Genomic DNA, 21,032 nt, shown 5'->3' on the forward strand with positions numbered 1-21,032 from the left:
GGGCAACCGCTACGACGAGACCGTTCACATTCGCAACCGTCAACGAGCCCTCAGCCCTCGAACTGCAGCCTGAGGTTGACAGAGGATGTCTCATCGGATCACCCCGGCAGCGATCAGGCCGCTCATCGGGCCATCCCGGCCGCGATCAGCACCGCCGCCGCGCCGACCAGTCGGGACAAGCGCACCGCGTGGCGCAGGTCCGCTGGCTCCGGGTCGCGGCCTTCGCCCAGCCGGGAGCGGCTCTCGAGTTCGCCGCCGTAGCTGTTGGTCCCGCCGAGCCGGATGCCGAGCGCGCCCGCGAACGCCGCTTCCACCTGGCCCGCGTTCGGGCTCGGGTGCCGTCCGCCGTCGCGGCGCCAGATCCGCCAGGACTCCCGGGCCCGGCCGCCCGCACACGCCGCCGTGAGCACGGCACCGATCCGCGACGGCACCAGGTTGGCGAGGTCGTCGGCGCGCGCCGCGGCCCAGCCGAAGCGCCGGTAGCGCGCCGAACGGTAACCGACCATCGCGTCGAGCGTGTTGAGCGCTCGGTAGCCCAGAAGACCCGGCACCCCGGCGACAGCGCCCCAGAACAGCGGCGCGACCACGGCGTCCGAGGTGTTCTCGGCGATCGACTCGGTGGCCGCGCGGGTGAGCTCGGCGGAGTCGAGCGTCGTCGCGTCGCGCGCGCAGAGGTGCGAAAGCCTCTGACGCGCTTCAGGCACTTCGCCCGCTTCGAGCAGCCGGGCCATTTCGGCGCCTTCGGCGGCGAGACCGCGTCCACCGAGCACGACCCATGTCGAAGCAGCCGTGACCAAGAAGCGTGCGAAGGGGCGTCGCCGCGTCGCCGTCTGAAGCGCGACGCCGAGGCCTGCGACACCGAGGGTGCACAACCCCGCATACGCGACTCCGCGTGGCTTCGAATCAGCCCACAGCCGGTGTTCGAGGCGGGCCGCGGCGGTGCCGAAGAGGGCGACCGGATGCCCCTGTCGGGGGTCACCGAACAGTGCGTCGGCGACATATCCGGTAACGAGTCCGGCTGCGGTTGTCCCTAGACGGAGTGGCACGTGGCGCACGGTAGCGCGTGCACCAGAATGCCGGGTATGACTGTGCCCAATGCCGCCTCCGCGGGGAAACGTACGTCGGCGGCGCTGACGCACCGGCTAGCCGGGTATCTCGAAGCCCTGGCTCGCGTTCTCCGCCGGTCCGGCCGCGACGAAGGCAAGGTGCTGGTCCTCGGCGGCGTCCGCTCCGGGAAGTCACGGCACGCCGAGCGGCTCGTCGACCACCACCCCCGACTCGTCTACGTCGCGCCCGGCCTGCCCGCGAGCGAGGACGACCCCGAGTGGGCCGCACGGGTGGCCGCACACCAGGCGCGGCGGCCGGCGCACTGGAAAACCGTGGAGACCACCGACCTGGCCGGCGTCCTGCGCACGGCGACCGAGCCGCTGCTGATCGACTGCCTCGGCACCTGGCTGTCCCGCGTGCTGGACGACGTCGGCGCGTGGCGGCAGAAGCCGGGCTGGGAGCACCGCCTGGACGACCGGCTCGAGGACTTCCTGGCCGCCTGGGCCGCGGCGCGGGTGCCGGTGGTCGCGGTCAGCAACGAGGTCGGCAGCGGTGTGGTGCCCGCAACGTCGTCCGGACGGCTGTTCCGTGATGTGCTGGGCGCACTCAACAACCGGGTGTCCGCCGACGCCGACCGGGTCGTGCTGGTCGTCGCGGGCCGGGCGCTCGACCTGTAGCCAGGAGGCGCCCGTGTTCGACGTACCCGTGCCCGACCCCGCCGCCCGCACCGCCGCGCTGGACCGCCTCGACGGCCTGGTCAAGCCGCTCGGCGCGCTGGGCAGGCTCGAGGAGATCGCCGCCTGGCTGGCCGCGGCGCACGGCAGCGTGCCGCCACGCCCCCTGGACGACGTCCGCGTGGTGGTCTTCGCGGGCGACCACGGCGTGTCGGCGCTCTCGGCGTACCCGCGCGAGGTGACCGCGGCGATGGTCCGGGTGTTCCTGGCGGGCAAGAGCGGCGTGAACGTACTGGCCGCCCAGGTCGGCGCGAAGGTGCGAGTCGCGGACATCGCCGTCGACTGGGACGGCGAGGACGTGCCGCCGTCGGTGACGGAGCACAAGATCCGCCGCGGTTCGGGCTCGATCGACGTCGAGGACGCGTTGCTGCCGGGCGAGGCGCAGGCGGCGTTCGAAGCGGGCCGGGCGATCGCCCTCGAGGAGCGCGACGCGGACGTGCTGATCCCGGGCGACATGGGGATCGGCAACACGGCGGTGTGCGCGGCGCTGGTGGCGGCGTCGCTGGGCCTGCCGGCGGCGGAGGTGGTCGGCACGGGCACCGGGATCGACGCGGCGGGCCTGTCCCGCAAGACGGAAGCGGTGGCCGCGGCGTTGTCCCGGACCTCGGGGCGCGTCGACGACCCGTTCGAGCGTCTGACGGCGTTGGGCAGCGCATGCCTGGCGGCGACGGCGGGCTTCCTGGTCCAGGCGGCGGTCCTGGGCATCCCGGTGTTGCTGGACGGAGTGTTTTCCGGCGCGGCGGCGCTGGTGGCGCGCGACATCGCGCCGGGAGCGGAGCAGTGGTGGCTGGCCGGCCACCGCTCGACGGAACCTTCGCAGGCGTTCGCGTTGAAGGCGCTGGGCCTGGAGCCGATCTTGGACTTCGGCCTGCGGCTCGGCGAAGGGAGCGGAGCGGTGCAGGCGGTGCCGACGCTGCGCGCCGCGCGGGCGATCCTGGCCGAAATGGGCTTGCTGGCCGACCTGGCATGACGAACGCGGCGACCCGCAGACGGGTTCCCGCAAGGTCGCTGGCTGCGGAGCTCGGCAGTCGAGGCGCGGCGGTGGGCTGCCTGCTGGCGCCGCGAATGACTCGTTCGGGACGTGGGAGGTTCCCCATGACTCATTCGCGGCCCTGGACCCCACGGCCGCACCCGGCCGGCGGCGGAGCTGTCGATCCCGGCGCCTCTGGCCACACCCCCGCCACTCCCCGGCAGGGTTCCGGCAAAGTCGATCGCTGCCGCGGTGGTCAGTCGTGGGAGCGGGTCCGGCAGCCGTCAGGTCGCCTTGGCCGACACGCGGTTCAGGGGCCCACCACCCCGAAGCCGGACTGTGACAACGGACGGCAGCACCGCGTCAAGGCGGGAAAACGTGCCTTGACCCGGCACTACCGTCCGCGTGCAGGCTTCGTATCGGGGCGGCGGGGGAGGTCTGGGTGGGGCGCCGGTTGGTCTTCAGCGTGCCGCTCACGCCGGTTCGGCACCCTGGTGGAACGCAACACCCGGTACGTGCTGCTGCACCTGCCCGGCCAGTTCACCGCGGCCACGGACATGCCGGTCTCCTTCTGCGACCCGCACGCCCCCTGGCAACGCGGGAGCAACGAGAACACCAACGGGCTGCTGCGCCAGTACTTCCCCAAAGGCACCGGCCGCCCTCCCAGGGGGGCGTCCCCAGTCCAGTTTATCGGCACCCTGGCCGGCGAAAGCGCCGTTCGGCGATCTGTGGACAACTCCGCCTTCAGCGGCCTGGCTGTGGACAACCCGGCGTGAGCCGCTGGGGCGATGCCGCGCGGATGGCCGTCGGGACGCTGACCACCGTGCCCGTTCCGGCGCCGCGCGTCATCGACCGGCTGGTGGCCGGGCGGGCCATGCTGCTCGCTCCGCTCGCGGCGATTCCCCTGGCCGCTGCCGCCGGGGGGATCGTCTGGGCCGGGTCCGCCGCCGGGCTGCCCGTGCTCGGTACCGCGGCGCTCGCCCTCGGTGCCGTCGCGCTCGGCAGCCGGGGCCTGCACCTCGACGGGCTCGCCGACACCGCCGACGGCCTCGGTGCCTCCTACGACCGCGCCAAGGCCCTCGACGTCATGCGCCGCGGCGATTCCGGGCCCACCGGGGTCGCGACGCTCGTCCTGGTTCTCCTCCTCCAGGTCGGTGCCCTGACCGCCGCCAACCCGGTCACGGCGGCCGCGGGTGTGCTCGTCGGCCGGTGCACGCTCTCGATGGCGTGTGCGCGGGGCGTTCCGTCGGCGCGGCCGGAGGGGCTGGGTGCCACCGTCGCGGGATCGGTGCCCCGCGCCGCCGCCGTCGCCGTCGGGGTGGCGGCCGCCGGGCTCGCCGTGCTGCTGCCCGGACTGCCGTGGTGGCGCGGGCCGCTCGCGGTCCTCCTCGCCTACGGCGTCGCCGGAGCGCTCCTGTGGCGATGCACCAAGCGGCTCGGCGGGATCACCGGCGACGTTCTCGGCGCCGGTGTCGAGGCCGCCGTCGCGGCCGCGCTGCTCGCGCTGGCGGCTTAGCCCCAGGGGCCTTACCGCGGCGCCGTCGGCGCCCATGGATCGATGGGGACCACGCCGGCGATCCGGCCGGCGTCGTCGAGCAGACAGCCCATGCGCTTGACGGCGTGGAGGGTGACGGCGCGGTCGGTGAGGGTGAGTGCGGGGAGCTTTCCGGCGAGTTCCGCTTCCAGGTGCTGGACGTCGCCGAGGGATCGCAGCCACAGGGTCATGACGAGGTTGTCCGCTCCGGTCGTGGCCGCGCACAGGCGGACTTCCGGCAGTTCGGTCAGCGCGGTGGCGGTCCGGTGCAGTTCGTCGGGAGGCACCCGGGCCCAGAACGTCGCGGCGACGGGCCAGCCGGTGATCGGCTGGGCGACCTCGCAGCGCAGGGACAGCAGGCCGCCGTCGATCATCTCGGTGAGCCAGCGGCGGACGGTGGACCCGCTTCTCGCCGTGCGGGCCGCGATGTCGGCCGCGGTGCTCCGGCCGTCCTCGAGGGCGCGGAGCACCGCCCGGTGGTGGTCCTTCCAGACGGGCCGGTTCCCGGTTCTGGCCAGGACGTGTTCACGCCGCTGCGGCGACAGGGCGTCCAGCCGCCAGTGGTTGCCCTCGCCGTAGACGGTGGTGATCGCGTGGGTCCGCGTCCCGCGCACTCCGGGCAGCCGCTGGAGCTTGTGGAGAACGAGCCGGGACAGCGCGGCCAGATCGGGGGTCAGCACGGTCAGGAACAGATCCCGGCCGCTGCTGACGATCGAGATCGAGGCGATCTGCGGGACCCGGGACAGCACCTCCACCGCGTGCGCGCGGGCAGCCGGCTGGAGATCCAGTTCGACGAACGCGTTGCAGTGCTCACGCGCCCACAGCCGGACGTCGGGATAGGCGGTGACCCGGGCGGATCCGGCCTCGACGAGTCCTTCCCAGCGCCGCACGGCGGTGCCGGGGTCGATGCCGAGCACACGGCCGATCTCGTGCCACGTCGCGCGGGGCGCGGCTTGCAGCGCGTGCACGAGCTTGAGGTCCAGCTCGTCGGGCGTGAGCACATCCTGCATGCAAGGCCGTCCAGGTGAGCGAAATCGGGGATTCGGGCCTTCAGCGTGACATCGGCCGGGATTCTCGGCAAGGAGCACCGCGACGCCCGAGGAGGCCACCCGATGTCCGTGCACGAAGACGCCACCGCCATCCGCGACGACCTGGTCCGGTTGCGCCGCCGGCTGCACGCCGAACCCGAGATCGGCCTGCACCTGCCGCGTACCCAGGAAAAGGTGCTCACCGCCCTCGACGGGCTGCCGCTGGAGGTGTCGCTCGGCGAAGCGCTGAGCTCCGTGACCGCGGTGCTGCGGGCGAACCGGCCCGGCCCGGTCGTGCTGCTGCGCGCGGACATGGACGCCCTGCCCGTGCAAGAGCGCACGGGACTCGGCTACGCGTCCCGGGTCGACGGGGCCATGCACGCGTGCGGGCACGACCTGCACACCGCCATGCTGGCCGGCGCCGCCCACCTGCTCGCGGCGAGGCGGGACGCGTTGCCCGGGGACGTGGTCTTCATGTTCCAGCCCGGCGAAGAGGGCTGGGACGGCTCGGCCGCGATGATCACCGAGGGCGTGCTGGAGGCCGCGGGAAAGCCACCGGACGCGGCGTACGCGCTGCACGTGTTCAGTGCCGCGGTGCCGCACGGGGTGTTCACGGCTCGCCCCGGCACGACCATGGCGGCCTCCGACGGTCTCGAAGTCACCGTCGTCGGCTCCGGCGGGCACGGCGCCCGGCCGCATCGCGCGCACGACCCGATCCCGGTGGTCTGCGAGATCGTCACGGCACTGCAGACCCTGGTCACCCGCCAGTCCGACATCTTCGACCCGGTGGTCCTCACCGTGGGCTCGCTGCACGCCGGAACGCGGCGCAACGTCATCCCCGACACGGCGAAGTTCGAAGCGACCCTGCGCACGTTCTCCGCACCCGCCAAAGCCCGGATCAAGGACGCCGCCATCACCTTGGCCGAGTCCATAGCACGGGCCCACGGCCTGCGGGCCGAGGTGACCTACGTCGACGGATATCCGTCGACGGTCAACGACCCCCTGGAGACGGCGTTCGCCGCCGACACCATCGGCGAGGTGCTCGGCGGCGATCGGTTCCGCCACCTGGCCGACCCCCTGCCGGGCGGTGAGGACTTTTCCCGGGTCCTGCAACGGATCCCCGGAGCCTTCGTCCTGCTCGGCGCGGGCGACGGCACCACGGACAACCATTCACCGCGGGCGGAGTTCGACGACTCGGTCCTGCCGGACGGCGCCGCCGTTCTCGCCGAACTGGCGTTGCGCAGGGGACGGAGCACGCTGTCGTGATCGTCCTCGGGCTGCTGTTCGCCGGCGGCGCCGCCTTGGTGATCACCGGCGTCGTCCAAGGCGACCTCGGCACAGCGATCCTCGGTCTCGCAGTGCTTGCCTTCCTCATCTGGGGCCTGGCCGCGGGCGGCCGTGGCGACGACGACTACTGGGGAGACGCCGGCGACGGGGATGCCTAGGGCGTGGCAGGCCGCCGGGTGACCGGAACTGTCGTACCCCCTCCCTACAGTGATCCACGTGAACCGAACCGACCGTCTTTACGCCCTCGTCGAAGAACTGCGCGCCGTCGCGCCGCGGCCGCGCAGTGCGCGGTGGCTCGCGGACCGGTTCGAGGTCAGCGTGCGCACCATCGAACGGGACATCGGCGCCCTGCAGGAGTCCGGCACGCCGATCTACGCCGAGACCGGCCGCACCGGTGGCTACTGCCTCGACAAGGCGCACACCATGCCGCCGGTCAACCTGACCCCCGGCGAGGCCGTCGCCATGGCGCTCGCGCTCAAACACCTGGAGGGCACCCCCTTCCGGACGGAGGGGCGCTCGGCGCTGCGCAAGCTGGTCGCCGCGATGCGGCGGGAGGACGCGGACGCGGCGCAGGACCTCGCCGCGTGTGTCCACCTGCTCGGCGACGGTCCCATCCCGCCGATGCCGCACGTGCTCGGTATCCGCCGCGTACTGCGCATCCGGTACGCCGACCGCGAAGGCAAAGTCACCCGGCGGGAGATCGAGCCGCTGGGCTACGTCGGCAAACCCGAGCACTGGTACCTCGTGGCCTGGTGCCGGCTGCGCCGGGAGATCCGGGCGTTTCGCACCGACCGGATCGTCTCCTTCACCGTGACCGCCGAGGTGCCGCCGCTTCGCCGGCTGCGGCCCGAAGACCTCGACATCCCGTACGGCGACGTCCGGCAGCTCACTTTGGCGGGGTGAACACCGAGAAACGGTTGCCCGCCGGGTCGAGCAGGTGCGCGAACGTCACGCCGACGGGGTTGACCGTCGGCGGCCGTCGCACCCGGCCGCCCGCCGCCTCCGCTTGTTCGCAGGCCGCTTCGACGTCCTCGACGAGCACGGTGAAGATCGCGTAGTCCTCCGTGCCCGTGGCGAGCCCGCCGCGCGAGCCGCCGGTGTCGATCACCCGGTACGCCGGGTCGGTGCTCGCCGAGGAGTCCTGGGCGATCTTCCAGCCGAAGACGTCGCCGTAGAACCGTTCGGCGGCCGCCGGGTCCGCGGTGCCGATCTCGAACCAGGCGACGTCGTTGAATCCGGGCATGTCGTTCCTTCCGCTGCCGAGCCGGGCGCTTCCCGGTCTGCACCCACTCTCGACCCCGGCGGCGACAACCCCCTGTCGGTGTTTACGAAATTTTCCGCAACGCCGCCAGGAACGCGTCCGTCGTCGCACGGTCGCGGACGGCCAGCCGCAGGTGGTCCGGTCCGAGCCCCGGGAACGTGTCCCCGCGACGGACGGCGTAGCCCGCTTCACGCAGCCGCGCGCGCAGCGAAGCACCGTCGGGCACGCGGACCAGCACGAACGGGCCACGCGGCTCGCCCAGCACCGGCACCCCCGCCGCCGTCAGGCCGGACACCAGGTACTCGCGGTCCGACTCCGCCGCGATCGCCAGCTTTTCCGCTTCCTCCAAAGCGGCCGGACGGCAGCACGCCACCGTCGCGACCCCGGCCAAAGTGGACACCGACCACGGCACCTGGACCGCCTGCAACCGCTCGACGACGTCCGCCGAAGCGAGCACATATCCCGCCCGCAGCCCCGCCAGCCCCCACGTCTTCGTCAGGCTGCGCAGCACGACGACGCCGGGGGCACCCGCCGCCAGGCTCTCGACCTCGCCCGGGATCGCGTCCAGGAACGCCTCGTCGACCACGAGCAGCCGTCCCGGCCGGGCCAGGGAAAGCAGGACCGAGGCCGGGTGCAGCACGGACGTCGGGTTCGTCGGGTTGCCGACGAACACCAGGTCCGCGTCGGCCGGGACGAGCGCCGGGCCGAGGACGAAACCGTCCGATTCGGACAGGATCACGCGCGAGACCTCGTGCCCCGCCGCCCGCAACGCCGCCTCCGGCTCGGTGAACTGCGGGTGCACGACCACCGCGCGGCGCGGCCGGAAAGCCGAGGCCAGCAGCGTGAACGCCTCCGCCGCGCCCGCGGTGACCAGGACTTCCTCAAGGGCACGACCGTGGCGCGCGGCCACCGCGCGCACCGCATCCACAGTAGACGGATAGGCGGCCAGCGAGTCCAAAGCGGACGCCAGTTCGTCCCGCAGCCACGCGGGCGGCCGCGGCAGCCGGACGTTCACGGCGAGGTCGACCAGTCCGGGACCGACCTCACGATCGCCGTGGTGGTGCAGGTCGTAGCCCGCGGAGGCGGAATCAGACACCGGCATGGGCCCGGACCCGCGCCGCGAACCGGTGGGCCAGCTCGGGATACCCGGCCCAGTGGACGTGCAGGTAGGACGCGTGCAACGTCGGCGACGCGAAGCCGTCCAGCTGCCGGTCCCAGCCCCAGGCCGCCGAGGCGCCGTGCGACGGCGTCACTTCGGTGCGGTGGAACTCGTGTCCGGTGACGCGCCGGCCGGCCGTCGCCAGGAGGTTGTCCTCGACGGCGACCGCGCGCCGGTAGCCGAGCTTGCCGCGGGCGGTCATCTTCGCGTCCGCGGGCACCGCGCCGACCATGGGCACGCCGTCCAGCGACTGGCACAGGTACAGCAGGCCCGCGCATTCCGCGCTCACCGGCATCCCCTCCCGGATGGCCGAGGCCACCGCGGAACGCAACGCCGTGTTCGCCGACAGCTCGGCCGCGTGCACCTCGGGGAACCCGCCGCCGAAGTACAGCCCGGCACAACCGTCGGGCAACGCCGTGTCCCGCAATGGATCCACGTCGACGACCTCGACACCGCAGGCGGCCAGCAGTTCGATGTTCTCGGTGTACCGGAAGGTGAACGCCGGACCACCAGCGGCGGCGATTGTCACTGGTGGACCATCCACACCGGACGCTTCCCAGGCCGGCGCGGAAAGCGGCGGCGCCCCGGAAGCGATCCGGACGATCGCCTCGAGATCGACGCCGTCCCGCACCCACGCGGCCAGCGCGGGCAGCACGTTCCGCGCCTCCGCGGCCCGTTCCGCCGCCGGGACGAGCCCGAGGTGGCGGCTCGGCGCGTGGATCTCTTCGTTGCGGTACAACGCACCCAGCAACGGGACGCCGGTGGCTTCCAGCGCGGACGCGATCTCGTCGAGGTGCCGCTGCGAGCCGAGCTTGTTGAGGATGACGCCCGCGAGCCGCACCCGGTTGTCGTAATGAGCGAAACCCAGGACCGTGGCGGCGACACTGCGCGAAGCCGCCGAAGCGTCGACGACCAGCACCACCGGCGCGTCCAGGAGCCGGGCCACGTGCGCGGTCGACGCGTAGCCCTCGGTGCCCAAAGCCCCGTCGAACAAGCCCATCACGCCCTCGATGACCGCGATGCCGGCACCGTGGGAGCCGTGCCGCAGCAAGGGAACCAGCCGGTCTTCGCCTTGCAGGAACGGGTCGAGGTTGCGCGCGGGACGTCCGGTGGCGAGCGCGTGGTAGCCCGGATCGATGAAGTCGGGCCCGACCTTGTGCCCGGACACGCGGTGCCCGGCCGCCCGCAGCGCCGCCATCAGCCCGGCGGCGATCGTGGTCTTGCCGTGCCCGGAGCCGGGCGCGGCGACGACCACCCGCGCTACCACTCGATCCCCCGCTGGCCCTTCTGGCCGGCGTCCATCGGGTGCTTGACCTTGGTCATCTCGGCGACCAGATCGGCGGCCTCGACGAGTTCCGGCGGCGCGTACCGGCCGGTGATGACGACGTGCTGGTGCCCGGGCCGCGAGACCAATGTGGACACGACGTCGTCCACGTCGAGCCAGCCCCACTTCAACAAGTAGGAGAACTCGTCGAGGACGTAGAAGTCGTGCGTCTCGGCGGCGAGCCGGCGCTTGATCTCCGCCCAGCCTTCACGCGCGTTCGAGGCGTGGTCCTCTTCGCTGCCGGACTTGCGGGCCCAGCTCCAGCCTTCGCCCATCTTGTGCCACTCGACCGGCCCGCCCTGGCCGGTGTCCTCGTGCAGCTTACCCAGCGCGCGGAACGCGGCTTCCTCGCCGACGCGCCACTTCGCCGACTTGACGAACTGGAACACGCCGATCGACCAGCCCTGGTTCCAGGCGCGCAGCGCCATCCCGAACGCGGCCGTCGACTTGCCCTTCATCTCGCCGGTGTGCACGGCGAGCAGCGGCCGGTTGCGGCGCTGGCGCGTGGTCAGGCCGTCGTCCGGGACGACGTCGGGCTTTCCCTGTGGCATCAGGCGGCCCTTCCGGTCCGGGCGCGGACGGCGTCCGCGAGCGATTCGGCGGCGACGTCGGTGAGGAGAACGTGGTCCGCGCCGAGGTGGGCGGCGAGGTCGGCGGCCAGGCCGAGCCGCATCTTGCCGCTCTCGCAGTCCATCACGACGGTCGTGACACCGGTGAGCAGCCCGGCCGCGGCCTGGGCACGCGCGACGGCGTCCGGGCCGCTGGTGGCGCGCCCGTCGGTGACGACGACCAGCAGCGGGCGGCGCCGCGGGTCACGGACTTCCTCGACGCGCAGCACACGCGCGGCTTCCAGGAGCCCTTCGGCCAGGGGTGTCCGGCCGCCGGTCGGGAGGCCTTCGAGGCGGGACGCGGCCGCGTCGACGCTGATCGTCGGCGGCAGCGCGAGTTCGGCCGCGCTGCCGCGGAAGGTGACGAGCCCGACCTTGTCGCGGCGCTGGTAGGCGTCGAGCAGCAGCGACAGGACCGCGGACTTGACCTCGCGCATCCGCGCCTTCGCGCCCATCGAGCCGGACGCGTCCACGCAGAACAGGACGAGGTTGCCTTCGCGGCCTTCCCGCAGCGCGTAGCGGACGTCTTCGGGCCGCAGCTTCAAACCGGCGCCATCACGGCCACGGGCTTTCTGGTGCGGTGCCGCGGCTTTCACCGTCGCGACCAGGTGCGGCCGCCCTTCCCTGACACTCGCGGGCTGGACACCGATGGTGCGGCCGCTGTCGGTGATCGCGCGCGAACGGCGTCCGCGCTCACCCTCGCCCATGCCCTTGACGCGGAACACACGCGCCTTGAACGTCTCCCCCGCGCCGACGGTTTTCTGCTGCCCGCCTGCGTTCTGCTTCGCTTCTCCCTGCGGCGCGTTGTCGCTGCCCTGCGGTTCCGGCGTTTCCGGCGGCGCCGAACCCGAGCCGGGACCGTCGTCCTCGGGTCCAGGATCCGGCTGGGCGTCCTGAAGCGCCTGCTCCAGCTGCTCTTCCGAGATCCCGGGCGCGTCGAAGGGATTGCGGCGGCGCCGGTGCGGCAACGCGAGCCGCGCGGCGACGCGGACGTCGTCGGTCGTGACCTCGTCGCGACCGGCCCAGGCGGCGTGCGCGACCGCGGTGCGCGCGGTGACGATGTCCGCGCGCATGCCGTCGACCTCGAAGGACGCGCAGACCTCGGCGATCTGGCGCAGCGCGTCGTCGGGGAGCTTGACGGCGGGCAGAAGCCGTTGCGCCGCTTCGATGTCCGCGGCGAGCCGGGCGTCTTCCTCCGCGTACTGCGCGGCGAAGGCGTCGGGGTCGGCTTCGTAGGCCAGGCGGCGCCGGACGACCTCGACGCGCTGCTCCGGGTCACGGCTGGAGGCGACCTCGACGGTCAGCCCGAAGCGGTCCAGCAGCTGCGGCCGCAGCTCGCCTTCCTCCGGGTTCATGGTGCCGATCAGGACGAACCGGGCGGCGTGCGACACCGAGACGCCCTCGCGTTCCACGGTCGCGCGGCCCATCGCGGCGGCGTCGAGCAGGGTGTCGACGAGGTGGTCGTGCAGCAGGTTGACCTCGTCGACGTAGAGCAGCCCGCGGTGCGCGGCGGCCAGCAGGCCCGGCTGGAAGTCCGTCACGCCTTCGGCCAGCGCGCGTTCCAGGTGCAGGCTCCCGATGACCCGGTCTTCGGCGGCGCCGACCGGGAGTTCCACCAGCTTCGCGGGACGGCGGTGGCTCTTCGCGCCTTCGTGCGGACCGTCCGGGCAGAGCGGGTCGGGGGCCGCGGGATCGCAGGAGAACCGGCAGCCGTCCACGACGTCGACGCCGGGCAGCAGGCCCGCGAGCGCGCGGACCATGGTCGACTTCGCCGTGCCCTTCTCACCGCGCACCAGCACCCCGCCGACGGCGGGCGAAATCGAGGAGAGGACCAAGGCGAGGCGCAGGTCCGGCAGCCCGACGACGGCGGTGAACGGGTACGGCTTCAACAGCACTCCTGAACTCGGCGACCGGCCGATCATCGCACAGCGCCCGCCTCGCTTAGGGTGGGAAATCGTGCGCGAAAAATCACCTCTGCTGGTCGTCGGGATCGGCGCCGACGGCTGGTCCGGGCTGTCGGAACAGGCGAGAGCCGCGGTGCTCGCCGCCGACGTCGTGCTGGGCGCGCCCCGGCAGCTCGGCTACCTGCCCGACGGGGTCACGGCGCAGGCGTGGCCGACGCCGTTGCTGCCGGGGCTCGACGCGGTGATCGCCGAGCACGAAGGAGCCCGGATCTGCGTCCTGGCCAGCGGCGATCCGTTTTTGTCGGGGGTCGGCACTACTCTCGTGAACCATGGATATGAGGTCGAGGCGCTGCCCGCGATCTCGTCGGTGACGCTGGCCCGGGCACGGCTGGGCTGGTCCGCCGAGGAGACCGAGGTGGTCACCATCGTCGGCCGGTCGTCGGCCCGCGTCGCCCGGGTGCTGGCGCCACGCCGGCGAGTGCTCGTCCTGGGTGCCGACGCGACCGCTCTGCGCTCCCTGCTCACCGTGCGGGGTTATGGCGAGAGCGAGCTGATCGCGCTGGAGAACCTGGGCGGGCCCGACGAGCGCGTCACCGACGGCTGGGCCGGCGATCCCGGACCGCTGACGGTGTTCGCGCTGGAGTGCGCGGGTCCGGCGTTGCCGCTGATCGGCATCCCGGACGACGTGTACGCCCACGACGGGCAGCTGACCAAACGCGACCTGCGAGTGTCGGCGCTGGCCCGCCTCGCGCCGAGTCCCGGCGAGCTGTTGTGGGACGTCGGCGCGGGCGCGGGCAGCGTCGGCATCGAGTGGTCGCGGCTGCACGGGCTGAACCGCGCGATCGCGATCGAGCGCTCGGAGGAACGGGCCGAACGGATCGGCCGGAACGCATTGGACCTGGGAGTACCGGAACTGGAGGTGGTGACCGGGGAAGCACCGGAGGCGCTGAGCGCGCTGCCCGCGCCGGACGCCGTCTTCATCGGCGGCGGGGTGACGGCGCCGGGCGTACTGGACGCGTGCCTGGCGACGGGCGCGCGGGTGGTGGCCCACGGCGTGACGCTGGAGGCCGAGCAGGTCCTGGCGCGCGCGTACGAGCAGCACGGAGGCGAACTGTCGAGAATCGGCGTGGAGCGGGCGGCCCCCCTCGGCGGCTTCACCGGCTGGGACCCGGCGCGGGTCGTGACCCAGTGGAGCAGCCGATGACCGGCATGCGCGTCCACGGCGGATCACCGACCGCGAAGTGCGGCCGACGGACGGGCGCGGCATCGGCGCCGCGAGCCACGCAGCCGGTCACCGGCGCGCGGTCCGCGAGGCCCGGCTGCCCGCGGCCAGGCACTCGCCCCGAGGGGCGGCCGGCCACCGACGTGCGGATGTTCGACGGCGGCCACCCACGGCCGGGCCCTCACCCCGGAGCGCGGCCGATGACCGGGCACCGCACCGGCGCTACGAACGCACGGCCGGCCACCGGCGCACGGACGTACGACGGCAGCCACCCGCAGCCGGGCCCTCACCCCGGAGCGCACCCGACCACCGGGCACCGCACCGGCGCTACGAACGCACGGCCGGCCACCGGCGCGCGGACGTACGACGGCAGCCACCCACGGCCGAGCCCTCACCCCGGAGCGCGGCCGACCACCGGGCACCGCACCGGCCCGGCGTACCCGCACCCGGCCGGCGGCGGGCGGTCACGCGTCCCCGGAGCGCAGCCGGCCACCGGCGCGCGGCCCGCGCGAGCAGCCCTCGGCGACCGCCCACTCACCCCGGAGCGCCCCCGATGACCGTGTACTTCGTCGGCGCCGGGCCCGGAGCCGCGGACCTCATCACCGTGCGCGGCCGGGATCTCCTCGCCCGCTGCGGTGTCTGCCTCTACCCCGGCAGCATGACCCCGCCCGACCTCCTCGCCTACTGCCCACCCGGGGCCGAGGTGGTCGACACCGCCGGGCTGAGCCTCGAACAGATCGTCGCCAAGCTGGTCGCAGCGCACCGGGCCGGGCACGATGTCGCGCGGCTCTGCTCCGGGGACCCGTCGCTCTACAGCGCCGTCGCCGAGCAGATGCGGCGGCTCGATGCCGCCGATGTGCCGTACGAGGTCGTACCCGGCGTACCCGCCTTCGCCGCTTCGGCCGCCGTGCTGAAACGGGAGCTCACCGTGCCCGAAGTCGGGCAGAGCCTCGTCGTCACCCGCGTGCAGGCTCGCTCCACCAAGATGCCCCCGCGGGAGACCCTCGCCGCCTTCGCCGCCACCGGGGCCACGCTCGCGCTGCACCTGGCGATCAACCACGTCGAGCGGGTGACCGAAGACCTCGTACCCCACTACGGCGGAGACTGCCCGGTCGCCGTCGTCGCACTGGCGACCCAGCCTGGTGAGACCGTCGTGCGCGGGGTGCTCGGCGAACTGCCCGCGCTCGTCGAAGAAGCCGGGATGACCCGCGCGGCCACCATCTTCGTCGGGCGGGTGCTCGCCGCCACGAACTTCCCCGACAGCTTCCTCTATTCCAGTGCCCGCGACCGGGCGAACCAACCGGAGTCGTTGTGACCGAACTTCGCTGGGGCCTGCTGGCCGCCGGGACCATCGCCGCCCACTTCGCCGCGGGCGTCGAGGAAAGCAAGCACGGCAGGCTGACCGCGGTCGGCGCGCGGGATGCCGGCCGCGCCCGGGAGTTCGCCACGCGCTTCGACATCCCCAAGGCGTACGGAAGCTACGAGGACCTCCTCGCCGACCCCGACGTCGACGCCGTGTACGTCTCGACCCCGCACGCCATGCACAAGGAATGGGCCGTCGCCGCCGCCGAAGCGGGCAAGCACGTGCTCTGCGAGAAGCCGCTGACGATCAGCGCGGCCGACGCCGAAGAGGTGATCACCGCCGCGCGCAAGCACGACGTCTTCCTCATGGAGGCGTTCATGTACCGGCTGCACCCGCAGACGCGGCGGCTGGTGGAGCTGATCGCGTCCGGCGCGATCGGCGAGGTCCGGGCGGTCGACACGACCTTCTCCTTCGACAGCAACCCGGAGGAGACCGCCCGGCTGAGCGACCCGGCGCTCGGCGGCGGCGGGATCCTCGACGTCGGGTGCTACTGCACTTCGCTCGCCCGGCTGGTCGCCCAGGCCGCGACCGGGCAGGACGTCGTCGAACCGGCCGAGGTCAGCGGGATGGCGCACCTGTCCGCGGACGGCGTCGACGAGTGGGCGACCGGCCTGCTGCGGCTGCCCGGCGACATCCTCGCGACGATCTCCTGCGGAATCCGGCTGGCCCGCGAGGACGGCATCCGCGTCTTCGGCTCGCGCGGGCAAATCCACATCCCGCGACCCGCCTGGATCCACCCGCTGCGCAAGCCCGGCATTTCGCGGATCATCCTGACTCCCGCCGGCGGCGAGCCGGAGGTCATCGAGGTCGAAGCCACGCAGGGCGTCTTCGCGCGCGAAGCCGACCACGTCGCCGCGCACGTCGGCGACCGCCAGGCACCCGAGCTGACCTGGGCGGAGACCCTCGCCAACATGCGCACGCTGGACCGCTGGCGCGAAGCCGTCGGCTACGGGCGTCGCTCGTGATCCTGATCCTCGGCGGGACCGGTGAAGCGCGTCAGCTCGCCGAAGCGCTGACAAAGCGCGAAGTCCGCGTTGTCTCTTCGCTGGCAGGGCGCGTCGCCCGGCCGAGACTCCCGGTCGGCGAAGTACGCGTAGGCGGCTTCGGCGGCCCCGAAGGTCTGGCGCACTACCTGCGCGAGAACCGCATCGAAGCCGTCGTGGACGCGACACACCCCTTCGCCGAGCGCATCGGGACCAACGCGGCCGAGGCGGCCGAACTGACGAAAACGCCACTCCTCCGGCTCGCCCGGCCGGGCTGGCAGCCGGGACCGGGAGACCTCTGGCACTGGGCCGACGACCTCGCCGAGGCCGCACGAAAACTCCCCGGCCTCGGCAAACGCGTGTTCCTCACCAGCGGCCGCCAGGGCTTGCCGGCTTTCGCGCACCTCGACGACCTGTGGTTCCTCATCCGCTGTGTCGACCCGCCCGCGCCTCCGTTGCCGCGTCACCACGAGCTGATCCTCGCCCGCGGGCCGTACGAAGTGGCCGCCGAACGCGAGCTGCTCAGCCGGGTCGACGTCCTGGTCACCAAAGACTCCGGCGGCTCACAGACCAGCGCGAAGCTCACGGCGGCACGCGAACTGAACGTCCCCGTCCTGGTGATCAGGCGGCCGGAGCGCCCCGGCACCGAGACCGCCGAAACCGTCCCCGAAGCCGTCGAATGGGTCCTGCGCCGATGATCGAAGAGTTCTACGAAGTCCTGCGCAAGCGGCGGGACGTCCGCGGCGAGTTCACCGGCGAGCCCATCCCCGAAGCCACCCTGACGAGGATCCTCGAGGCCGCGCACGCCGCGCCGAGCGTCGGGCTCACGCAGCCGTGGGACTTCGTGCTGGTCGACGACGTCGAGACGCGCGAGAAGTTCGCGAAGCACGTCCACGAGGAGCGGGAGGTCTTCGCGGGCCAGCTCGGCGAAGACCGCGCGAGCACCTTCGCGAACATCAAGATCGAGGGCATCCTCGAGGCGAGCCTCGGCATCGTCGTCACCTACGACCCGGCGCGCGGCGCGCCCGACGTGCTCGGCCGGCACGCGATCGCCGACGCCGGCCTGTACTCGGTCTGCCTGGCGATCCAGAACCTCTGGCTGGCGGCGACCGCGGAAGGCCTCGGCGTCGGCTGGGTGAGCTTCTACCGCGAGCCGTTCCTGAGCGAGCTGCTCGGCATCCCCGACGGCATCCGGCCGGTCGCGTGGCTGTGCGCCGGGCCGGTCAGCAAGCTGGAGACCGTGCCGGACCTGGAGCGCCACGGTTGGCGCAGCCGCCGTCCCCTGACCGCGGCGATACACCACGGACGGTTCACCCCGCGTGACCCGGGGGCTGCGTCAGCCGCCGACCTCTGACCCGTTAGCGTTGCGCCGATGCGTCTGATTGCCGTAGCGCTGGGGTTGCTCTCGGCCTTGTGCGCGCTGGCTTTCCCCTTCCTGCCGGTGGTGCAGGACACGGCGGAGGTCGTCTGGCCGACCGGCAGCGACACCCGCTCCGTCAACGCGCCCTTGACCGGTTACTGGGCCCAGGACCTGCGCGCCGAACTGCCGTGCGCGGCCATCCGCTCGGTCGACGCGCGCACGAACGGCCCGGGCCTGCTGTTCGCCACCGTGCCCGACGGCCGCACCGACCCGAAGGCCGGCAACGGCGTCGGCATGCAGCTGCGCGTCGACAACGGCGTGCTGCTCGCCTCCAGCCAGGGCCAGCAGATCGCCCAGCAGCCGCTGCCCGCCGAGAAGTGCGACGTCGAGCTGGACGTCGACGCGACGCAGATGACCCTCGCCGTCGCCGGGACGCCGATCTTCCACACCGGCGGCGACGTCCGCCCCCGCGTCGTCGGCATCTACTCCTCGATCAACTCGAGCAAGGACCCGATCGCCGGGCTGCACGTCTCGGTCGTGCCGGACACGCGCTACCAGACGTCGCCGACCGCGCTGAAGATCGGCGTCGGCGTGCTCGCCGTGCTGTGCCTGATCGGCTGCCTGATCGCGACCTGGCGGCGCGACTCCGGCTTCGCGCGCCGCGCCCCGCGCTGGGCGCCGGTCGGCTGGTGGCGGCTGACGCTGCGGGACACCACGGTGATCGCCGCGCTCGGCGCCTGGGTCTTCATCGGGCCGGTGACCTCGGACGACGGCTACATCCTCACGATGGCCCGGGTCACCGAGGCAACCGGCTACCTGACGAACTACCACCGCTGGTTCGGCGTCGCCGAGGCGCCGTTCGGCTGGTTCTACCACGTCTACGAGCTGATGACGCACGTCAGCACCGTGCCGCCGTGGATCCGGCTGCCGTCGTTCCTGCTCGGCGTGCTCAGCTGGCTGCTGATCAGCCGCGAGGTGATGCCGCGGCTCGGCACGCAGATCCGCACGAGCCGCCCGGCCAGCTGGGCCGCCGCGACGGTGTTCCTGATCTGGTGGATGCCCTACAACAACGGCGTCCGCCCGGAACCGGTGGCCGCGCTCGGCTCGCTGCTGGCGATCTGCGCGGTGGAGCGCGCGCTGGTGACGCGGCGGCTGCTGCCGCTGTGCCTCGGCCTGATCGCGGCCGGCTTCACCCTGGCCGCGACGCCGACCGGGCTGATCGCGGTGGCGCCGTTCCTGGTCGCCGCGCGCCCGCTGTTCAAGCTGGTGCGCCAGCGCGCGACCGAGAGCGGCTGGCTGCCGGTGCTCGCGCCGGTCGCCGCCGCGGGCCTGCTGGTGCTGGTCGTCGTGTTCGCCGACCAGACGTTCGCGACGGTCCAGGAGGCGACCCGGATCCGCACGCAGGTCGGCCCGAACCTGTCGTGGTTCCAGGAGCTCGCGCGCTACCAGCTGCTGTTCGAAAGCCTGCCGGACGGCTCGGCGCCGCGCCGCTTCCCGGTGCTGCTGGTGCTGCTGTGCACCGGCACGTGCCTGGTGATGCTGCTGCGCCGCGGCCGCATCCCCGGTGCGGCGCTCGGCCCCGCGCGCCGCCTGATCGGCACGACGGCGCTGTTCTTCCTGCTGCTGGCCCTGACGCCGACGAAGTGGACGCACCACTTCGGCGCGTTCGCCGCGGTCGGCGCGTCGATGGCGGCCCTGACCGCGCTCGCGACCGGCTCGACCGTGCTGCGGTCCAGCCGCAACCGCGCCGCGTTCCTCGCCGGGCTGCTGGTCGTCGCCGCGCTGGCCGCGACCGGGCCGAACACCTACTGGTTCGTCTCGCGCCTCGGCGTCCAGTGGACGAACGTGGCGCCGTCGATCGGCGGCATCCCGCTGTCGACGATCCTGCTCGTGGCGGCCGGGATCGCGGGGGTGTACGCGTTCGTCGAGAACGTCCGCGCGCACCGGCCGGGGCTGCCGCCGCAGGTCCAGGAGGGCAAGCGCCGCGCGCTGCGGCTCGGGTCGCTGTCGCTGGTGGTGGTCTGCGGCCTGGTGGCGGCGGGCGAGTTCGTCACGATGGCGTGGGCGATCCACAACCAGTCCGGCAGCTACAGCCTGGGCGCGGCGAACATCGGGCACCTGTTCGGCAAGAGCTGCAACCTCTCCGACCACGTGATGGTCGAGCGCGACGCGGCGACGAGCATCCTGCACCCGCAGGCCGAGCAGCGGACCGTCCCGGTGAAACCGCAGGAGAGCTCGCCGCTGCCCAACCCCGACCTGGACAACGGCCGCGTCCAGACCGGCTTCCACACCCGCCCGGTCGACGACAAGGACCCTCTCGCCGAGCCGCCGCACGGGTTCACCCCGGAGACCGTGCCGATGTGGTCGAGCTACCTCGACCCCGAGACACGGGCGGGCCGGCTGCGCAGCGACTGGTACGCGCTGACGGAAAAGCCGGCGGACGGCCAGATCGTGGTGGCGACGGCGGGCGCGCCGCGCCGTCCGACGTCGGTCAGCCTCGACTACGGCGTCGACACCCCCGACGGCGTGAAGATCCTGCGCAGCCAGTTCATGCTGCCGCCGGGCTCGGGCACGGGCGGCTGGAACGACACCCGCATCAACCTGCGCGACCTGCCGCCGGAGACGAACGCGGTCCGGATCAACATCGTCGACAACGACCTGACGGAGGACGGCTGGATCGCGGCGTCGGCCCCGCGCGTCCCGACGTTCACGACGCTGACGGACCGGATCGGTTCGAAGCCGGTGTACGTCGACTGGCCGGCGTCCTTCGTGTACCCGTGCGTCCAGCCGGTGACGTCCCACGACGGGATCTCGCAGGTCCCGGACTACCGCATCACCGCGGGCGCGCTGGCGGACGAGGCCCAGTGGGCGTCTTCGACCAACGGCGGCCCGATCGGGTGGCTGGAGGAGCTGGCCGAGGAGCCGGAGGTGCCGAGCTACCTGATCGGCCAGCCGAGCCAGTCGTGGGGCCAGCTGCTGCAGATCGAGCCGTTCACCGAAGGCATCGCGCCCACGATCGTGCACGGCGAGAAGACGGTGCCGGGCTGGTGGTCCCCCGGACCGGGCCCACGTCAACCGAACGGCAAAGACCCGACGCGCTGAAGCGCCCCAATGTGGCGTTGGTTGCTCCATCCATGCCCCCACCGCCGCCCTCAACGGAGGCGCTCCGCGCCGCAGTGCCGATTCAACGCACCCAATGTGGCGTTGGGGGCGGGAGACGCCCACAAACCCCCCAACGGGCGGTTGGG

General features: G+C 73.0%; 19 protein-coding genes and 1 pseudogene. 13 read left to right on the plus strand and 7 right to left on the minus strand.

Annotated features, from left to right (window positions below):
* Positions 1-122: 122 nt before the first annotated feature.
* A complete protein-coding gene (locus AB0G28_RS46675; RefSeq protein WP_361105186.1) occupies positions 123-1,046 on the minus strand; it encodes a cobalamin biosynthesis protein in 924 nt (307 codons plus the stop codon).
* A 36-nt stretch (positions 1,047-1,082) separates the two neighbouring features.
* Between AB0G28_RS46675 and AB0G28_RS46680 the strand changes: the two genes are divergently transcribed.
* The 4 genes and pseudogenes from AB0G28_RS46680 (at position 1,083) to AB0G28_RS46695 (ending at position 4,267) form a co-directional block, all read left to right on the plus strand.
* Positions 1,083-1,724 (plus strand): bifunctional adenosylcobinamide kinase/adenosylcobinamide-phosphate guanylyltransferase, encoded by a 642-nt coding sequence (locus tag AB0G28_RS46680; RefSeq protein WP_361105189.1) that lies wholly within the window; start codon positions 1,083-1,085, stop codon positions 1,722-1,724.
* Positions 1,725-1,737: 13 nt separating this feature from the next.
* A complete protein-coding gene (cobT, locus tag AB0G28_RS46685; RefSeq protein WP_361105192.1) occupies positions 1,738-2,751 on the plus strand; it encodes a nicotinate-nucleotide--dimethylbenzimidazole phosphoribosyltransferase in 1,014 nt (337 codons plus the stop codon).
* Positions 2,752-3,239: 488 nt separating this feature from the next.
* Positions 3,240-3,404 (plus strand): annotated as a pseudogene (locus AB0G28_RS46690) (IS30 family transposase); the annotation flags it as partial.
* 146 nt (positions 3,405-3,550) lie between these two features.
* Positions 3,551-4,267 (plus strand): adenosylcobinamide-GDP ribazoletransferase, encoded by a 717-nt coding sequence (locus AB0G28_RS46695; RefSeq protein WP_361105237.1) that lies wholly within the window; start codon positions 3,551-3,553, stop codon positions 4,265-4,267.
* 11 nt (positions 4,268-4,278) lie between these two features.
* Here the strand turns inward: AB0G28_RS46695 and AB0G28_RS46700 are convergent, their stop codons facing one another.
* The gene (locus AB0G28_RS46700; protein WP_361105195.1) at positions 4,279-5,295 is read right to left on the minus strand and encodes an Lrp/AsnC family transcriptional regulator; all 1,017 of its coding nucleotides are present in this window, start codon (positions 5,293-5,295) and stop codon (positions 4,279-4,281) included.
* Between the two features lie 102 nt (positions 5,296-5,397).
* Between AB0G28_RS46700 and AB0G28_RS46705 the strand changes: the two genes are divergently transcribed.
* From AB0G28_RS46705 to AB0G28_RS46715, 3 genes are read left to right on the plus strand one after another with little or no spacing between them, the layout of a single operon-like run.
* The gene (locus tag AB0G28_RS46705) at positions 5,398-6,579 is read left to right on the plus strand and encodes a M20 family metallopeptidase (protein WP_361105197.1); all 1,182 of its coding nucleotides are present in this window, start codon (positions 5,398-5,400) and stop codon (positions 6,577-6,579) included.
* Positions 6,576-6,758, plus strand: coding sequence for a hypothetical protein (locus AB0G28_RS46710; protein WP_361105200.1), 183 nt, complete (start codon positions 6,576-6,578; stop codon positions 6,756-6,758). Before AB0G28_RS46705 ends, AB0G28_RS46710 begins: the two co-directional genes overlap by 4 nt.
* A gap of 58 nt (positions 6,759-6,816) precedes the next feature.
* Entirely contained in the window at positions 6,817-7,503 is a 687-nt protein-coding gene (locus AB0G28_RS46715; protein WP_361105203.1) for a YafY family protein, read from the plus strand.
* On the opposite strand, the gene AB0G28_RS46720 is transcribed toward AB0G28_RS46715, so the two are convergent.
* The 5 genes from AB0G28_RS46720 to AB0G28_RS46740 form a co-directional block, all read right to left on the minus strand.
* Complete coding sequence (locus AB0G28_RS46720) at positions 7,487-7,843, minus strand: VOC family protein (RefSeq protein ID WP_361105206.1); 357 nt, start codon at positions 7,841-7,843, stop codon at positions 7,487-7,489. The genes AB0G28_RS46715 and AB0G28_RS46720 overlap by 17 nt on opposite strands.
* Before the next feature lie 82 nt (positions 7,844-7,925).
* The gene (cobC, locus tag AB0G28_RS46725) at positions 7,926-8,963 is read right to left on the minus strand and encodes an Rv2231c family pyridoxal phosphate-dependent protein CobC (protein WP_361105209.1); all 1,038 of its coding nucleotides are present in this window, start codon (positions 8,961-8,963) and stop codon (positions 7,926-7,928) included.
* Positions 8,950-10,287 (minus strand): cobyrinate a,c-diamide synthase, encoded by a 1,338-nt coding sequence (locus tag AB0G28_RS46730; RefSeq protein WP_361105212.1) that lies wholly within the window; start codon positions 10,285-10,287, stop codon positions 8,950-8,952. The genes cobC and AB0G28_RS46730 overlap by 14 nt, the downstream gene beginning before the upstream one ends.
* On the minus strand, positions 10,281-10,895 hold the full coding sequence (gene cobO, locus AB0G28_RS46735; RefSeq protein ID WP_361105214.1) for a cob(I)yrinic acid a,c-diamide adenosyltransferase: 615 nt from the start codon (positions 10,893-10,895) through the stop codon (positions 10,281-10,283). The genes AB0G28_RS46730 and cobO overlap by 7 nt, the downstream gene beginning before the upstream one ends.
* Positions 10,895-12,841, minus strand: coding sequence for a putative cobaltochelatase (locus AB0G28_RS46740; protein WP_361105217.1), 1,947 nt, complete (start codon positions 12,839-12,841; stop codon positions 10,895-10,897). Before AB0G28_RS46740 ends, cobO begins: the two co-directional genes overlap by 1 nt.
* A gap of 67 nt (positions 12,842-12,908) precedes the next feature.
* Here AB0G28_RS46740 and cbiE point away from each other — a divergent pair, with 67 nt between their 5' ends.
* The 6 genes from cbiE (at position 12,909) to AB0G28_RS46770 (ending at position 20,886) form a co-directional block, all read left to right on the plus strand.
* Positions 12,909-14,060 carry a precorrin-6y C5,15-methyltransferase (decarboxylating) subunit CbiE gene (cbiE, locus tag AB0G28_RS46745; protein ID WP_361105220.1) on the plus strand — a complete coding sequence of 384 codons (1,152 nt, stop codon included), beginning with the start codon at positions 12,909-12,911 and terminating at the stop codon, positions 14,058-14,060.
* Between the two features lie 571 nt (positions 14,061-14,631).
* The gene (gene cobM / locus AB0G28_RS46750) at positions 14,632-15,393 is read left to right on the plus strand and encodes a precorrin-4 C(11)-methyltransferase (RefSeq protein ID WP_361105222.1); all 762 of its coding nucleotides are present in this window, start codon (positions 14,632-14,634) and stop codon (positions 15,391-15,393) included.
* On the plus strand, positions 15,390-16,406 hold the full coding sequence (locus tag AB0G28_RS46755; RefSeq protein ID WP_361105225.1) for a Gfo/Idh/MocA family oxidoreductase: 1,017 nt from the start codon (positions 15,390-15,392) through the stop codon (positions 16,404-16,406). Before cobM ends, AB0G28_RS46755 begins: the two co-directional genes overlap by 4 nt.
* On the plus strand, positions 16,403-17,122 hold the full coding sequence (locus AB0G28_RS46760) for a cobalt-precorrin-6A reductase (protein ID WP_361105228.1): 720 nt from the start codon (positions 16,403-16,405) through the stop codon (positions 17,120-17,122). Before AB0G28_RS46755 ends, AB0G28_RS46760 begins: the two co-directional genes overlap by 4 nt.
* Positions 17,119-17,778 (plus strand): 5,6-dimethylbenzimidazole synthase, encoded by a 660-nt coding sequence (gene bluB, locus AB0G28_RS46765; RefSeq protein WP_361105231.1) that lies wholly within the window; start codon positions 17,119-17,121, stop codon positions 17,776-17,778. The genes AB0G28_RS46760 and bluB overlap by 4 nt, the downstream gene beginning before the upstream one ends.
* An 18-nt stretch (positions 17,779-17,796) precedes the next feature.
* Positions 17,797-20,886: an arabinosyltransferase domain-containing protein gene (locus AB0G28_RS46770; protein WP_361105234.1), complete on the plus strand. Its 3,090-nt coding sequence runs from the start codon at positions 17,797-17,799 to the stop codon at positions 20,884-20,886.
* Positions 20,887-21,032 lie beyond the last annotated feature (146 nt).

Source organism: Amycolatopsis sp. NPDC021455 (genome assembly GCF_040640995.1).
Taxonomy (GTDB): Bacteria; Actinomycetota; Actinomycetes; order Mycobacteriales; family Pseudonocardiaceae; genus Amycolatopsis.

Excerpts from the sequence above, each read along its gene's own strand:
- AB0G28_RS46680 (WP_361105189.1), top strand. The coding sequence starts at position 1,083 with ATGACTGTGCCCAATGCCGCCTCCGCGGGGAAACGTACGTCGGCGGCG.
- AB0G28_RS46695 (WP_361105237.1), top strand. The coding sequence starts at position 3,551 with ATGGCCGTCGGGACGCTGACCACCGTGCCCGTTCCGGCGCCGCGCGTC.
- AB0G28_RS46700 (WP_361105195.1), bottom strand. The coding sequence starts at position 5,295 with ATGCAGGATGTGCTCACGCCCGACGAGCTGGACCTCAAGCTCGTGCAC.
- AB0G28_RS46705 (WP_361105197.1), top strand. The coding sequence starts at position 5,398 with ATGTCCGTGCACGAAGACGCCACCGCCATCCGCGACGACCTGGTCCGG.
- AB0G28_RS46720 (WP_361105206.1), bottom strand. The coding sequence starts at position 7,843 with ATGCCCGGATTCAACGACGTCGCCTGGTTCGAGATCGGCACCGCGGAC.
- cobC (WP_361105209.1), bottom strand. The coding sequence starts at position 8,963 with ATGCCGGTGTCTGATTCCGCCTCCGCGGGCTACGACCTGCACCACCAC.
- cobO (WP_361105214.1), bottom strand. The coding sequence starts at position 10,895 with ATGCCACAGGGAAAGCCCGACGTCGTCCCGGACGACGGCCTGACCACG.
- cobM (WP_361105222.1), top strand. The coding sequence starts at position 14,632 with ATGACCGTGTACTTCGTCGGCGCCGGGCCCGGAGCCGCGGACCTCATC.
- bluB (WP_361105231.1), top strand. The coding sequence starts at position 17,119 with ATGATCGAAGAGTTCTACGAAGTCCTGCGCAAGCGGCGGGACGTCCGC.
- AB0G28_RS46770 (WP_361105234.1), top strand. The coding sequence starts at position 17,797 with ATGCGTCTGATTGCCGTAGCGCTGGGGTTGCTCTCGGCCTTGTGCGCG.